The following is a 13,294-nucleotide window of genomic DNA, read 5'->3' on the forward strand; positions in this document are numbered from 1 at the left end:
CCATGACAGCTGTTTTGCTAGACGAACCCGGCGAAGACATCGGCCAAGCCCTCGAAGACGGCTGGTTGCCGATTCGCGAAGTGGCACGCCAGACCGGTGTCAACGCTGTGACCCTGCGCGCCTGGGAGCGGCGTTACGGCCTGATCGTGCCCCACCGCACGCCCAAGGGCCATCGGCTGTTCAGCGACGAGCACGTCCAACGTATCCACACCATCCTCACCTGGCTCAATCGTGGCGTACCGGTCAGCCAGGTCAAAGGCCTGATCGACTCCGCCCAGTCCGTTCCCGATGCCGTCGAAAATGAATGGCACATCCTGCGCCAGAACCTGGTGCAGGCCATCAGCGAATTGAACGAGCGCCGGGTCGACGATGCCTTCAACCAGGCCATGGCGCTGTACCCGCCGCGCACCCTGTGCGAGCAACTGCTGCTGCCACTGCTGCAGGAGCTGGAACAACGCTGGCAGGGCCAATTCGGCGCACAGATGGAGCGGGTGTTTTTCCTGTCCTGGCTGCGCAGCAAATTCGGTGCGCGCATCTACCACAACAACCGCCAGTTGCACGGCGCGCCGTTGTTGCTGGTGAACCAATCCGACCTGCCGCTGGAGCCGCACTTATGGCTCAGCGCCTGGCTGGCCAGCAGTGCCGACTGCCCGGTAGAAGTCTTCGACTGGCCACTGCCCGCCGGTGAACTGGCCCTTGCAGTGGAACACCTGCAACCGCGCGCCGTGCTGCTGTATTCGAGCAAGGCCCTGCACCTGTCGACCTTCGCCAAACTTCTGAGCGGCATCCATTGCCCAAAGTTGATCGTCGGACCAACGGTATGCATCCACCAGGCCGAGTTGGCCGTATTAACCCGTGAAATCCCTGAATTGTTCAGCGCTGAAGAGCCGTTGTCGGCCCAACAGCTACTGATCCAGCGTGGACTTGTTTAAATGCATCTGATCTGGCTGCGCACCGACCTGCGCCTACACGACAACACCGCCCTGGCCGCCGCGAGCCAGCGAGGCCCGATCGCGGCCGTGTACCTGATCACGCCCGAGCAGTGGCTGGCACACGACGACGCCCCGTGCAAAGTGGATTTCTGGCTGCGCAACTTGCACGTGCTGAGCACAACGCTGGGCGAGCTGAACATTCCCCTGCTGATCCGCACTGCCGCCACTTGGGACCAGGCGCCTGGCGTATTGAGCCAACTGTGCCGCGAGCTGTCGGTGGAGTCGGTGCACGTCAATGAGGAATACGGTCTTCACGAAAGCCGTCGCGATGCAGCCGTGTCCAAGGCATTGGAGGCGCAAGGCGTGAGCTTCCACAGCTACCTGGATCAGCTGTTCTTCCAGCCCGGCAGCGTACTGACCAAGACCGGCACTTATTTCCAGGTGTTCAGCCAGTTTCGCAAGGTCTGCTACACCCGGTTGCACAGCGCCCTGCCACGCCTGGTCGCCACGCCCAAGGCTCAGGCCGCGCTCGCGCTGAAAAGTGACGCCATCCCCACCACCGTCGACGGCTTCGAACCACCCACCGACGCCCTGCGAGCCCTGTGGCCGGCAGGTGAGGAGGAAGCCCGCCGCCGCCTGGATGCCTTTGCCGACCAGCAAATCAGCTATTACAAGGACGAGCGCGACTTCCCCGCCAAGCCGGGCACCAGCCAACTCTCCGCCTACCTCGCGGCGGGTGTGATTTCGCCGCGCCAATGCCTGCATGCCGCACTGCAAACCAACGGCGGCGAGTTTGAGAGTGGCGACATGGGCGCCATCACCTGGATCAACGAATTGCTGTGGCGCGAGTTCTACAAGCACATTCTGGTGGGCTACCCACGGGTCTCCCGGCATCGCGCGTTCCGTCCCGAGACCGAAGCAGTCGCCTGGCGCAACGCGCCCAAGGACCTCGCGGCCTGGCAGGAAGCGCGTACCGGCCTGCCGATTATCGACGCCGCCATGCGCCAACTGCTGGAAACCGGCTGGATGCATAACCGCCTGCGCATGGTCGTGGCGATGTTCCTGACCAAAAACCTGCTGATCGACTGGCGCGAAGGCGAGCGCTTCTTCATGCGCCACCTGATCGACGGCGACCTGGCGGCCAACAACGGCGGCTGGCAGTGGAGTTCGTCCACCGGCACCGACTCGGCCCCGTACTTCCGGATATTCAGCCCGTTGAGCCAGTCGGAGAAGTTCGACAGCGAAGGCATCTTTATCAAGCAATGGCTGCCGGAACTGGCTGCGTTGAACAAGAAGGAAGTGCACAACCCCGAAGCCGCCGGGGGCCTGTTCGGCGTGGCCGACTACCCGCGCTCGATTGTCGACCTGAAGAAATCCCGCGAACGGGCCTTGGCCGCTTTCCGCAGCCTGCCCTCGCGCCAGGCCGCAGGGGGTGAATATGAGTGACTTCCTGCGTCGCTTCGCCCAGGCCTTTGCCACGCTGGACAAGCACAACCTGCACCTGCTCGACAGCCTGTACAGCAAGGACATCGCCTTCGCCGACCCGCTGCACGAAGTCCATGGCTTGCCCGCCATGCACCGCTACTTCGCCGAGTTGTACAGCAACGTCAGCCAGCTGCGCTTCGACTTCCATGGGTTCGATCAGGTGGCCGAAGGCGAAGGTTACCTGCGCTGGAAAATGAGTTTTTGCCACCCGCGCCTGGCCAACGGCAAGGTGATCCGGGTGGAAGGCTGTTCGCACTTGATGTGGCGCGACAAGGTGTACCGCCACCGCGACTATTTCGATGCCGGCGCCCTGCTGTACGAACACTTGCCTGTGCTGGGCAGGGTCATTAGCTGGCTGAAAAGGAGAATGGGATGAGCCTGACACCGCCCCGCCGTTATTGGTTGACTGGCGCCAGCAGTGGTATCGGCGCCGCACTGGCCCTGGAGCTGCTCAACAGTGGCGCACAGGTGGCCCTGAGTTCGCGCACCCAAGGGCCTTTGGAAGCACTCGCCCAACGTTTTCCCGGCCAGGTGTTAGTGGTGGCGGGCGACCTGACCAACAGCCAGACCGTGCGTGAGATCGGCGAGCATATCGCCAAGGTCTGGGGTTCGCTGGACACGGTGATCCTGAATGCCGGCACCTGTGAATATGTGGACGCCCGGCAGTTCGATTCCTCGATCATCGAGCACGTGGTACGCACCAACCTGCTCGCCAGCAGTTACTGCATCGAAGCCGCGCTGCCGCTGTTGCGCGCCGGGGTGAGGCCGCACCTGGTGGGCGTCGCCAGTGCCGTGACCTACCTGCCCATGCCGCGCGCCGAAGCCTATGGCGCCTCCAAGGCAGGCTTGCGTTACCTGTTCGAATCCCTGCGCATCGGCTTGTCACCGGAAAATATCGACGTAACGGTGATCAGCCCGGGCTTCGTCGACACACCGCTGACCGAACGCAATGACTTCCCCATGCCACTCAGTTGGCCCGCCGACAAAGCCGCGCGCCATATCTTCGCCAAGCTGGAAAAGCGCCCGCTGGAAATTGCCTTTCCCGCGCTGTTTATCGCCACCCTCTGGCCGCTGTCGAAACTGCCTAACCGCGCACAACTGATCATCGGCAAGCGCATGCTGCGCAGCCCACCGCCGAAGAAGGACGAACTGTGAAGATCGCCATCATCGGTAGCGGCATCGCGGGCCTGACCAGTGCTTACCTGCTCAGTCGCCGCCATGACATCACGCTGTTCGAAGCGGGCGACCGCATCGGCGGGCATACCCACACGGTCAACGTGACGGTCGAGGGTAAAAGCTACGCGGTAGACACCGGGTTTATCGTGTTCAACGACTGGACCTACCCGCATTTCATCCGCCTGCTGGGGCAGATAGGGGTGAAGTTCAAACCCACCGAAATGAGCTTTTCGGTGTGCGACGAGAACACCCGGTTCGAGTACAACGGCAACAACCTCAACAGCCTGTTCGCCCAGCGGCGCAACATCCTCTCGCCCGGGTTCTGGGGCATGTTGCGCGACATCCTGCGCTTCAATCGCCAGGCACCGCTGGACCTGCAAGAGCAACGCATCAGCGCCGAGATGACCCTGGGTGACTACCTTGAGGCCGGTGGTTATGGCCCGCGGTTTATCCTGCACTACATCGTGCCGATGGGGGCCGCGATCTGGTCGATGTCGTTGGTGGACATGCTGAAGTTTCCGCTGCAATTCTTTGTGCGTTTTTTCAAGAACCACGGGTTGCTCTCGGTGAACAACCGGCCGCAATGGTGTGTGATCGAAGGCGGATCAAGCAGCTATATCGAACCCCTGACGCGCAGCTTTCGCGAACGCATCCGCCTCGATTGCCCTGTGCATCTGGTCGAGCGCGACGCAGAAGGCGTGGTTGTCCACAGTGCCGCCGGCACCGAAGCCTTCGACAAAGTGGTGTTTGCCTGCCACAGCGACCAGGCGTTGGCATTGCTCGGCGACCCCAGCCAGGCCGAGCAGGAAATATTGGGCGCACTGCCCTACGCCGACAATGATGTGGTGCTGCACACCGACACTCGCCTGTTACCCGAGCGCAAACTGGCCTGGGCCAGCTGGAACTACCGGCTGACCGCCAACCGGCAGACGCAGGCGGCGGTGACCTATGACATGAACATCCTGCAAGGCATCGACAGCGCCACCACGTTCTGCGTCAGCCTCAACCAGACGCAGATGATCAACCCCCTGAAGATCCTTGCCCGCTACACCTATGCCCACCCGCAGTACAGCCTGGCTGCGGTAGCGGCGCAGGCCCGTCGCGACGAGATATCTGGCGTGCGCAATACTTATTATTGCGGCGCCTACTGGGCCAACGGCTTTCACGAAGACGGCGTGGTCAGTGCCCTGCACGTGGCCCAGGCATTTGGGGAAACCCTGTGAACAGCGCCCTGTACAGCGGCTGGATTGCGCATCGCCGGTTTGCGCCCAAGGCCCACGCCTTTCGCTACCGCATCGGCTTGCTGTACCTGGACCTGAGCGAAGAGCAGGAGGTGCTTGGGCTGTCCCCCCTGGCTGGACGCAGCCGCCTGGCCCCCTTCGGTTTTCGCCAGCAGGATTACCTGCGTGAATTGACGCGCACCGGCATGAGCTTGAGCGATGCCGTGCGCCAGGAAGTCGGCAAGGCGCTGGGGCGTACACCCCAGGGCGTTATCTGCCTACTGACCCAGGCCCGCAGTTGGGGCCTGGCTTTTAACCCCGTGAGTTTCTTCTACTGCTTCGAGTCTGACGGACGTCTGGCTGCGATCCTGTGTGAAGTGACCAACACCCCATGGCGCGAGCGCTATCACTATGTGCTGCCGGCTCAGGCCTTGGGCACGGACGAGCATCAGCACTTCGCCGTGGCCAAGGCCTTCCATGTGTCGCCGTTTCTACCCCGCGACCTGGAATACCGCATGAGCTTCAGCCCGCCCGCCGCCAGGCTCGGCGTGCACATGGCTGACTGGCAGGGCGCGCAAAAAGTCTTCGACGCGACCCTCAGCCTGCAAAAAGAAACGCTTAACCGCGCCAGCCTGCACCGTTACCTGTGGCGCTTTCCGTGGATGACCGCCAAGACCTGCCTCGCAATCTACTGGCAGGCCATGCGCCTCTTGCTTAAACGCACACCGATTTTCTCCCACCAGGCCGCCGAAGGCGCCTCTCGCACCGCAGTCGGGTATACCAAGGATCGCCGCCATGAAATCCCCTAGCTTATCGGTCAAGGGCAACCGCCTGAACGTCAACGGCATGACTGCCGCGCTGTTGCGCAAGGCCGTACTGCGTCAACTCAGTCAGCTGCGCCATGGCCAGTTGGTGGTGATGGAGGAGGGCGAGCGGCAAGTATTCGGCGCGCGGGAAGCGCACCTGCTCGGAGAGATCCAGATCCTCGACTCTGCCGTGTGGGGCCTGGTGGCGGCCAACGGCTCCATCGGCGCCGGCGAGGCATTTATCCACGGCTACTGGACCAGCCCGGACCTGACTGCCGTCGTGCGCGTGATGGTCAGCAACCTGGACGTGCTCGACGCGATGGAGGGTGGCCTGGCGCGCTTGGCGCGGCCATTCACCCAAGGCCTGCACTGGCTCAATCGCAACACGCGCAAGGGTTCGCAGAAGAACATCGCCGCTCACTACGACCTTGGCAATGACCTGTTCGAGGAATTCCTCGACCCGACCATGATGTATTCGGCGGCGCAATTCCTGTCCCCCGACGACACTCTGGAACAGGCACAGTTGAACAAGCTGGAGCGTATCTGCCAGAAACTTGCCCTCAAGCCCACCGACCACCTGCTGGAAATCGGCACTGGCTGGGGCAGCATGGCGCTGTATGCGGCGCAGCATTACGGTTGCAAGGTCACCACCACGACCTTGTCCAAGGAACAGTTCGCCTACACCGAGAAACGCATCGCGGCCCTCGGGCTGCAAGACCAGGTAACGCTGTTGCTTCAAGACTACCGCGACCTTACCGGCCAGTACGACAAGCTGGTGTCGATCGAGATGATCGAGGCAGTGGGCCATCGCTTCCTGCCCACCTACTTCAAGCAATGTGCGCACTTGCTCAAGAGCGACGGCCTGATGCTGCTGCAAGCCATCACCATTCGTGAGCAACGTTTTGAACAGGCAAAGCGCAGCGTGGATTTTATCCAGCGCTATATCTTCCCCGGCGGCGCCCTGCCCTGCGTGCAGAACATGCTGCACATCGTCAGCCGCGATACCGATATGAACCTGCTGCACATGGAGGATTTCGGTCTGCACTACGCGCGAACCCTGCGCCTGTGGCATGAGAATTTTCGCCGTGCCCACGGCCGCCTCGCAGAATTGGGCTACGACGAATATTTCCTGCGCCTGTGGGAGTTTTACCTGTGCTACTGCGAAGGCGGGTTTATGGAGCGCACGATCGGCACGGCGCAACTGCTGCTGGCCAAACCGTCGGCGATCAACCCGCCGCTGCTCGGGCGCTTCAGTGCTTAAGTCCCTGGCTAATGCCGCGCTCTTTCAGTGCGGCTGGTTTGCCTGCGTGCTTGGCGGTGACAGCCTATGGTTGCTGGTCGGGCTGGCGGTGCTTGCCATTCACCTGCTGTGGATAAGTTCGTGGGCCGAAGACGGGAAGCTCATCCTCAGCGTGACCGTCGTGGGCACGCTGTTGGATACCGTGTTGCGCGCGCTGGGAGTATTCGAGTTCGCTGAACCAGGCCCGTTGATTCCTTTCTGGTTGATCCTGCTATGGGCATTGCTGGCGACCACATTGCGCCATTGCCTGGCCTGGAGCGCCCGCCCATGGTGGCGTGCAGCTGTGCTGGGCGCCCTGGGCGGCCCGCTTTCCTACTATGCCGGCAGCCAATTGGCGGGGGTGCAGTTTGGTTTCGGCTTCGCCCCCACAATGATCGCGTTGGCGCTGCTGTGGGCCGTGGTGTTCGTGGGATTGCACCGCCTTGCACGCTGACGCCTGTCAGTCGTTTTACACGGGCGTCCTTCGCTTGCCTTACACTGCGTGCCTATGACAAACATCCCCCACACCCAAATCGCCGAACCCACCGTCACCTGCTCGACGTGCGCGGCCTGCTGCTGCCAGCTGGAAGTCATGCTGATCACCGACACGGGCGTGCCGGAGCGTTATATCGACACCGATGACTGGGGCGGCGAAGTCATGCTGCGCCTGGACGATGGCTGGTGCGCGGCGCTGGATCGGGACACGATGATGTGCACGATCTACGAGCGACGGCCGCTGATCTGTCGGGAATTCGAGATGGGAGCGCCGGAGTGCTTGACCGAGCGCGAAGGCATTGCCACAGCGTATCGCTGATCGTAAATACGGCGAAAATCAAATGTGGGCGTTGGCTTGCCTGCGATGCAGGCGCCTGGGTGTGTCAGTCACACCGAGGTGATGCTATCGCAGGCAAGCCAGCTCCCACAGTGTTTTGCAGTGTTCTTGAGCGTTACAGCGGCAAGGTGTAGTGCAACGAGTAGCTCTCTACCCCATCGTTGTTGCTGCTGATGCCCGCATTGGAGTAATGCGTGGCACGAATACCCACTTCATGCCCGCCGGCGAAGCGCAGGCCGAAGCCCAGGCGGTCTTCGAACTGGAAAGCCTGGCCGATGTTGTTGTCTTCCAGTTTGGTGCGGGAGAACACCGCTACCCCGATCCCGGCTTCGATGTAAGGCTTCACCGATTCCCCGGCGAATTCATACACAAATACCGGCGAGAACGACAGGCTGCTGGCGCTGGCGCGCTTATCACCGTCCCAATAGGTATAGGCACCGCTCCAGTAACCGGTCAGTCGACCGGTATTGCTTTGCAGCCAGCTTTTATCCCAGTCCGATGTCAGCCCCAGCCGATAGGTCATGGTCGAATCGCTCGTGCCCCCGACACCCAATTCCAGGCCCGCGGCCTGTGCCGAAACAGAGTGCCCCACTACAGCGGCCGCAATCGCAGCCAAACAGAACAAGCGCTTCATAAGAAACATCCTTTCCAAACGAAGTTATAGGGTTGTAAACAGGCTATCTCGCTATAGAAGCTGGCGTGTAGTCAGAAGTTCCAGTCAATAACCCCGGATTTTCACGAAATTTTCACGCACCGAAGCTTCGCACAACGCCGGAATATTTCCATAGTGTTGGTAGGATATTTCTTAGGTGATACACATCGCCGCTGGTCCAGAACTGTGCAGGCTCGGGATTACCCACGGCCAGCAGGTCACGCTCACCCAGCAAACGCTTGAGCTGGCGGGCCACGGCGGCGCCGGTGTCGATGAGCACGATGCTCGAAGGAAGCATCTGCGCCAGAAGCGGCTTGAGGAAGGGATAGTGGGTACAGCCCAGGATGATGGTGTCGCAACCCGCGCTGAGCAGCGGTTCGATGTACCCCTGTAGCAACTGACGCAGGGCTGGACTGCTCAGGTCACCGCTTTCAATCAGCTCCACCAGGCCTGGGCAGGGTTGGGTGATCACTCGCACATCGGTGGCGAAACGGTCGAGCAAGGCGGCGAACTTGGCGCTTTGCAGCGTACCGGTGGTGGCAAGCACCCCCACGACCCCACTGCGAGTGGCCGCAGCGGCAGGTTTGACGGCGGGCTCCATGCCCACCAGGGGCCAATCGGGAAAATCCTGGCGCAGGTCGGCGACTGCGGCGACGGTGGCCGTGTTACAGGCAATCACGAAGGCCTTGGCGCCCTGCTCCCGGAAAAACGCCGCGACTCGCCGCGAACGCTCAAGGATAAACGCCGGGCTTTTCTCGCCGTAGGGGATGTGCCCGCAATCGGCCACGTACAGCAGCGATTCGTGGGGCAACAGCTGTTGGATTTCATCCAGCACGGTCAACCCGCCGATTCCGGAATCGAATACACCGATCGGCGCACTCTTAACCATGTTGTGTCCCGCACACGCTGCAACCGGGGTCTCGCTTGACACGCAGTTCGCGAAAACGCGTGGTCAAGGCATCAATGAGCAACAGGCGACCCACCAGGGGCTCACCAAAACCCGCCAGCAGTTTCAGGGCTTCCAGGGCTTGCAGGCTGCCGACCAGCCCCACCAGCGGACCGATCACGCCGGCTTCGCTGCAGGTGAGTTCGGTGTCGCTGCCGTGCCCGTATAAACAGTGGTAGCACGGGCTGTCGGTACGCCGCGGGTCGAAGACCGACAATTGCCCTTCCAGGCGGATCGCCGCACCGCTGATCAATGGCTTGCCGGCGGCGACGCAGGCGGCATTCACCGCTTCACGGGTGGAGAAGTTGTCGCTGCAATCGAGTACCACGTCCACCGCTGCAACCGCGGCGGCCAGGGAGTCGGCGTCCAGCGCGTTACGGTGGGCAACCAGTGTGATTTCGGGGTTGATGGCGGTCAGCCGGCGCTGGGCCGAGTCGACCTTGGTCTGCCCGACACTGTCCGTGTCGTGGATGATCTGGCGCTGCAGGTTGGTCAGGTCGACCGTGTCGAAGTCCGCCAGATGCAACGCACCCACACCGGCAGCCGCCAGGTACATCGCGACGGGCGCGCCCAGGCCGCCAAGACCGACGATCAACGCACGGCTGTTTTTCAGGCGCAATTGGCCTTCGATGTCGACATGCTGCAACAGAATCTGTCGGCTATAGCGCAACAGCTCCTGATCGGTCAGCACGGCCGACGCCCCAGGGTAATGCGCTCGTGACCGCCGAGGTCGATACGGCTGTGAACCTCGTCAAAACCCTCACTCAGCAGCAGGTCGCGCACGGCCGGGGCCTGGTCGTAACCATGCTCCAGCAGCAGTCGCCCACCCGCATTGAGGTGAGCGGGGGCTGCTTTGATGATCAGGCGCAAGTCGTCCAACCCATCATGCCCGGACACCAGGGCGCTGGCAGGCTCAAAGCGCACGTCACCCGCCACCAGGTGCGGATCGTTATCGGCGATATACGGCGGGTTGCTGATGATCAGGTCATAGCGATGCCCTTGCAGCGCGCTGAACCAGTGGCTGTTCAGCACCGTGGCGTTATTGAGGTGCAGGCGCTGGCGATTGCGTTCGGCCAGGGCCACGGCTTCGAGCACACGGTCGACTGCAGTCACCTGCCAGGCCGGGCGCTCGCTGGCCAGGGCCAAGGCAATGGCGCCACTGCCGGTGCCCAGGTCGAGGACCTTGGCCGGCGTGGCAGGCAACAATTGCAGGGCGGCTTCTACCAGCAATTCAGTGTCCGGACGCGGGATCAAGGTATGGGGCGCAACCTCCAGGTCCAGCTTCCAGAAACCTTGCTGACCGAGGATATAGGCCACCGGCTCACCGCCGCGACGGCGCTGCAGGTAGCCGGCAAAGGTCAGCGCGTCTTCGCTGCTGACGATTTTTTCCGGCCAGGTGTGCAGGTAGCTGCGGGATTTACCCAGGGCAGCGGCCAGCAACAACTCGGCATCCAGGCGTGCGGTGGGCGAGTCGGGAAGGTCGGCGGCGCGCAGCAGGCTGGCGATGATGGTCATTTATTCCCCTATCGCCGCCAGTTGATCGGCCTGGTACTCGGCGAGCAACGGTTCGATCACCGCGTCAACACCGCCGGCGAGAATTTCGTCCAGCGAGTAAAGCGTGAGGTTCACCCGATGGTCGGTGACCCGGCCCTGGGCAAAATTATAGGTACGGATGCGCTCGGAACGGTCGCCCGAACCCACCAGCAACTTGCGCTCGCTGGCAATCGCATTGGCGGCGGCGCTGGTCTGCTGGTCATTGAGCTTGGCCGACAGCCAGGACATGGCCCGCGCACGGTTCTTGTGCTGGGAACGCTCTTCCTGGCACTCCACCACAATGCCCGAGGGCAAGTGGGTGATACGGATCGCCGAGTCGGTCTTGTTGACGTGTTGACCACCAGCGCCCGACGAGCGGTAGGTGTCGACGCGCAAGTCGGCCGGGTTTATCTCGATGGCTTCCTGTTCATCCGGCTCCGGCAACACCGCGACCGTACACGCCGAGGTGTGGATACGGCCCTGGGATTCGGTTGCGGGCACGCGCTGTACGCGGTGTGCGCCGGACTCGAACTTGAGCTTGCCATAGACGTTGTCGCCTTCAACCCGCGCGATGACTTCTTTATAGCCGCCGTGCTCGCCTTCGTTCTCGGACAAGATCTCGACACGCCAGCCGCGACGTTCGGCATAGCGCGAATACATGCGGAACAGGTCGCCGGAGAAGATCGCCGCCTCGTCACCGCCAGTGCCCGCACGGATTTCGAGGAACACATTGCGACCGTCATTGGGGTCCTTGGGCAGCAACATGCGCTGCAGGTCGCCCTCCAGTTCGGCCAGTTTTTCCTTGGCCTCGCGGACCTCTTCCACGGCCATTTCGCGCATGTCCGGGTCGCTGTCCTTGAGCAGCGCCTGGGCGCCTTCAAGGTCGGCCTGCACCTTGGTCAGGTTTTTGTAGGTGGCCACAATCGGCTCAACTTCGGCGTATTCCTTGGAATAGGCACGGAATTTGGCCTGATCGGAGATGACCTCGCCATCGCCGAGCAAGGCGGTCAGTTCTTCGAAACGGTCCTGGAGCACGTCCAGTTTATTGAGCAGTGAAGCTTTCATTGCGGTTTTTTATCCGAAGAGCTATCTGACGCGCCCTCACCGAGGGCAAAGAGTTCCTGGGCCATGGCCAGCGCATCAAGGCGGCCTTCGGCGGTAAGCTTTTTCAATTGTACGCTGGGTGCGTGGAGCAGTTTGTTGGTGAGGCCACGGGCCAGTTGCATCAGCACTTCTTCGGCGCTGCTGCCGTTGGCCAGCAAGCGCTGGGCCTTGATCAGCTCCTCGTCGCGCAGGCGCTCGCCTTGCTGACGATACGCCTTGAGCACGTCCACCGCCGCCAACTCACGCAGGCGCACCATGAAATCTTCGGCGCCGGTGCTGACCATTTCCTCGGCGGCCTGGGCAGCGCCCTGGCGGCTTTTGAGGTTCTCGGCCACCACTTCGTGCAGATCGTCGACGCTATAGAGGTAAACGTCGTCCAACTCGCCGACTTCGGGCTCGATATCCCGGGGAACGGCGATGTCCACCATAAAGATGGGTTTGTGCTTGCGCAGTTTCAATGCGCTCTCGACCGCGCCCTTGCCCAGGATCGGCAACTGGCTGGCGGTGGAGCTGATGACGATATCGCTGCGCACCAGTTCGGCGGGGATATCCGCCAGCAGCACGGCATGCGCGCCGAACTGCTCGGCGAGGATGCTGGCGCGCTCTAGGGTACGGTTGGCCACCACGATGCGCTTGACGCCCAGGTCATGCAGGTGGCGGGCGACCAGGGTGATGGTCTCGCCTGCGCCGATCAGCAAGGCCTGGCTGCGTTGCAAGTCACTGAAAATCTGTTTGGCCAGGCTGACCGCGGCAAACGCCACGGACACCGGGTTTTCGCCGATGGCGGTGTCGGTGCGGACCTGCTTGGCGGAATTGAACGTGGCCTGGAACAGGCGACCCAGCAGCGGACCGACGGTGCCGGCCTCACGCGCCACGGCGTAGGCGGACTTCATCTGGCCGAGGATCTGCGGTTCGCCCAACACCAGCGAATCGAGGCCCGCCGCCACGCGCATCATGTGACGAACTGCCGCATCCTCTTCGTGCACATAAGCGCTCGCGCGCAGGTCGTCGAGGTTCAAATGGTGGTAATCGGCCAGCCAGCGCAGCACGACATCCGCCGAAAGATGTTCCTGCTCTATATAAAGCTCGCTGCGATTGCAGGTCGAAAGGATCGCAGCTTCGCGACTGTCGGTAAGCCGGCAGAGCTGCTGCAGGGCCTCAACCAACTGCTCTGGCGTAAACGCCACGCGCTCGCGCACGTCTACGGAGGCAGTCTTGTGGTTAATACCGAGTGCGAGGAAGGCCATTCAATATCGCTGATGATGTCGGGAAGCCGACAATTGTCCTACTTCGAAAGATTCAGAACAACCACCGTCGTCTATTGTCCTA

15 protein-coding genes are annotated in these 13,294 nt (G+C 62.0%); 9 read left to right on the top strand and 6 right to left on the bottom strand.

Annotated elements, in window-relative coordinates:
* Positions 1-2: 2 nt before the first annotated feature.
* The 9 genes from CQ002_RS06500 to CQ002_RS06540 are packed head-to-tail and all read left to right on the top strand — an operon-like array spanning position 3 to position 7,712.
* On the top strand, positions 3-932 hold the full coding sequence (locus tag CQ002_RS06500) for a MerR family transcriptional regulator (RefSeq protein WP_034102035.1): 930 nt from the start codon (positions 3-5) through the stop codon (positions 930-932).
* A complete protein-coding gene (phrB, locus tag CQ002_RS06505) occupies positions 933-2,378 on the top strand; it encodes a deoxyribodipyrimidine photo-lyase (protein ID WP_069021591.1) in 1,446 nt (481 codons plus the stop codon).
* Positions 2,371-2,793, top strand: coding sequence for a nuclear transport factor 2 family protein (locus CQ002_RS06510; protein WP_034102032.1), 423 nt, complete (start codon positions 2,371-2,373; stop codon positions 2,791-2,793). The genes phrB and CQ002_RS06510 overlap by 8 nt, the downstream gene beginning before the upstream one ends.
* Positions 2,790-3,572, top strand: coding sequence for an SDR family oxidoreductase (locus tag CQ002_RS06515; RefSeq protein ID WP_069021594.1), 783 nt, complete (start codon positions 2,790-2,792; stop codon positions 3,570-3,572). The genes CQ002_RS06510 and CQ002_RS06515 overlap by 4 nt, the downstream gene beginning before the upstream one ends.
* Positions 3,569-4,816: an NAD(P)/FAD-dependent oxidoreductase gene (locus CQ002_RS06520; RefSeq protein ID WP_105161622.1), complete on the top strand. Its 1,248-nt coding sequence runs from the start codon at positions 3,569-3,571 to the stop codon at positions 4,814-4,816. The genes CQ002_RS06515 and CQ002_RS06520 overlap by 4 nt, the downstream gene beginning before the upstream one ends.
* A complete protein-coding gene (locus tag CQ002_RS06525; RefSeq protein ID WP_034102026.1) occupies positions 4,813-5,622 on the top strand; it encodes a DUF1365 domain-containing protein in 810 nt (269 codons plus the stop codon). The genes CQ002_RS06520 and CQ002_RS06525 overlap by 4 nt, the downstream gene beginning before the upstream one ends.
* Positions 5,609-6,880, top strand: coding sequence for a cyclopropane-fatty-acyl-phospholipid synthase family protein (locus CQ002_RS06530; RefSeq protein ID WP_034102024.1), 1,272 nt, complete (start codon positions 5,609-5,611; stop codon positions 6,878-6,880). Before CQ002_RS06525 ends, CQ002_RS06530 begins: the two co-directional genes overlap by 14 nt.
* Positions 6,873-7,352, top strand: coding sequence for a DUF2878 domain-containing protein (locus CQ002_RS06535; protein ID WP_034102022.1), 480 nt, complete (start codon positions 6,873-6,875; stop codon positions 7,350-7,352). Before CQ002_RS06530 ends, CQ002_RS06535 begins: the two co-directional genes overlap by 8 nt.
* A gap of 54 nt (positions 7,353-7,406) precedes the next feature.
* The gene (locus tag CQ002_RS06540) at positions 7,407-7,712 is read left to right on the top strand and encodes a YkgJ family cysteine cluster protein (protein WP_034102020.1); all 306 of its coding nucleotides are present in this window, start codon (positions 7,407-7,409) and stop codon (positions 7,710-7,712) included.
* Between the two features lie 133 nt (positions 7,713-7,845).
* Here CQ002_RS06540 and CQ002_RS06550 read toward each other — a convergent pair whose 3' ends face one another.
* The 6 genes from CQ002_RS06550 to hemA all read right to left on the bottom strand — a co-directional run bounded on the left by CQ002_RS06550 (position 7,846) and on the right by hemA (position 13,212).
* A complete protein-coding gene (locus tag CQ002_RS06550) occupies positions 7,846-8,364 on the bottom strand; it encodes an acyloxyacyl hydrolase (protein ID WP_034102018.1) in 519 nt (172 codons plus the stop codon).
* Positions 8,365-8,476: 112 nt separating this feature from the next.
* Positions 8,477-9,271: a glutamate racemase gene (gene murI, locus CQ002_RS06555; RefSeq protein WP_034102016.1), complete on the bottom strand. Its 795-nt coding sequence runs from the start codon at positions 9,269-9,271 to the stop codon at positions 8,477-8,479.
* Positions 9,264-10,019, bottom strand: coding sequence for a molybdopterin-synthase adenylyltransferase MoeB (locus CQ002_RS06560; protein ID WP_034102015.1), 756 nt, complete (start codon positions 10,017-10,019; stop codon positions 9,264-9,266). Before CQ002_RS06560 ends, murI begins: the two co-directional genes overlap by 8 nt.
* Positions 10,013-10,843 (bottom strand): peptide chain release factor N(5)-glutamine methyltransferase, encoded by an 831-nt coding sequence (prmC, locus tag CQ002_RS06565; protein ID WP_034102014.1) that lies wholly within the window; start codon positions 10,841-10,843, stop codon positions 10,013-10,015. The genes CQ002_RS06560 and prmC overlap by 7 nt, the downstream gene beginning before the upstream one ends.
* The gene (gene prfA, locus CQ002_RS06570) at positions 10,844-11,926 is read right to left on the bottom strand and encodes a peptide chain release factor 1 (RefSeq protein WP_034102013.1); all 1,083 of its coding nucleotides are present in this window, start codon (positions 11,924-11,926) and stop codon (positions 10,844-10,846) included.
* Positions 11,923-13,212, bottom strand: coding sequence for a glutamyl-tRNA reductase (gene hemA / locus CQ002_RS06575; RefSeq protein WP_025856551.1), 1,290 nt, complete (start codon positions 13,210-13,212; stop codon positions 11,923-11,925). The genes prfA and hemA overlap by 4 nt, the downstream gene beginning before the upstream one ends.
* Positions 13,213-13,294 lie beyond the last annotated feature (82 nt).

This window comes from Pseudomonas sp. MYb13 (assembly GCF_002980075.1).
Lineage (GTDB): Bacteria > Pseudomonadota > Gammaproteobacteria > Pseudomonadales > Pseudomonadaceae > Aquipseudomonas > Aquipseudomonas lurida.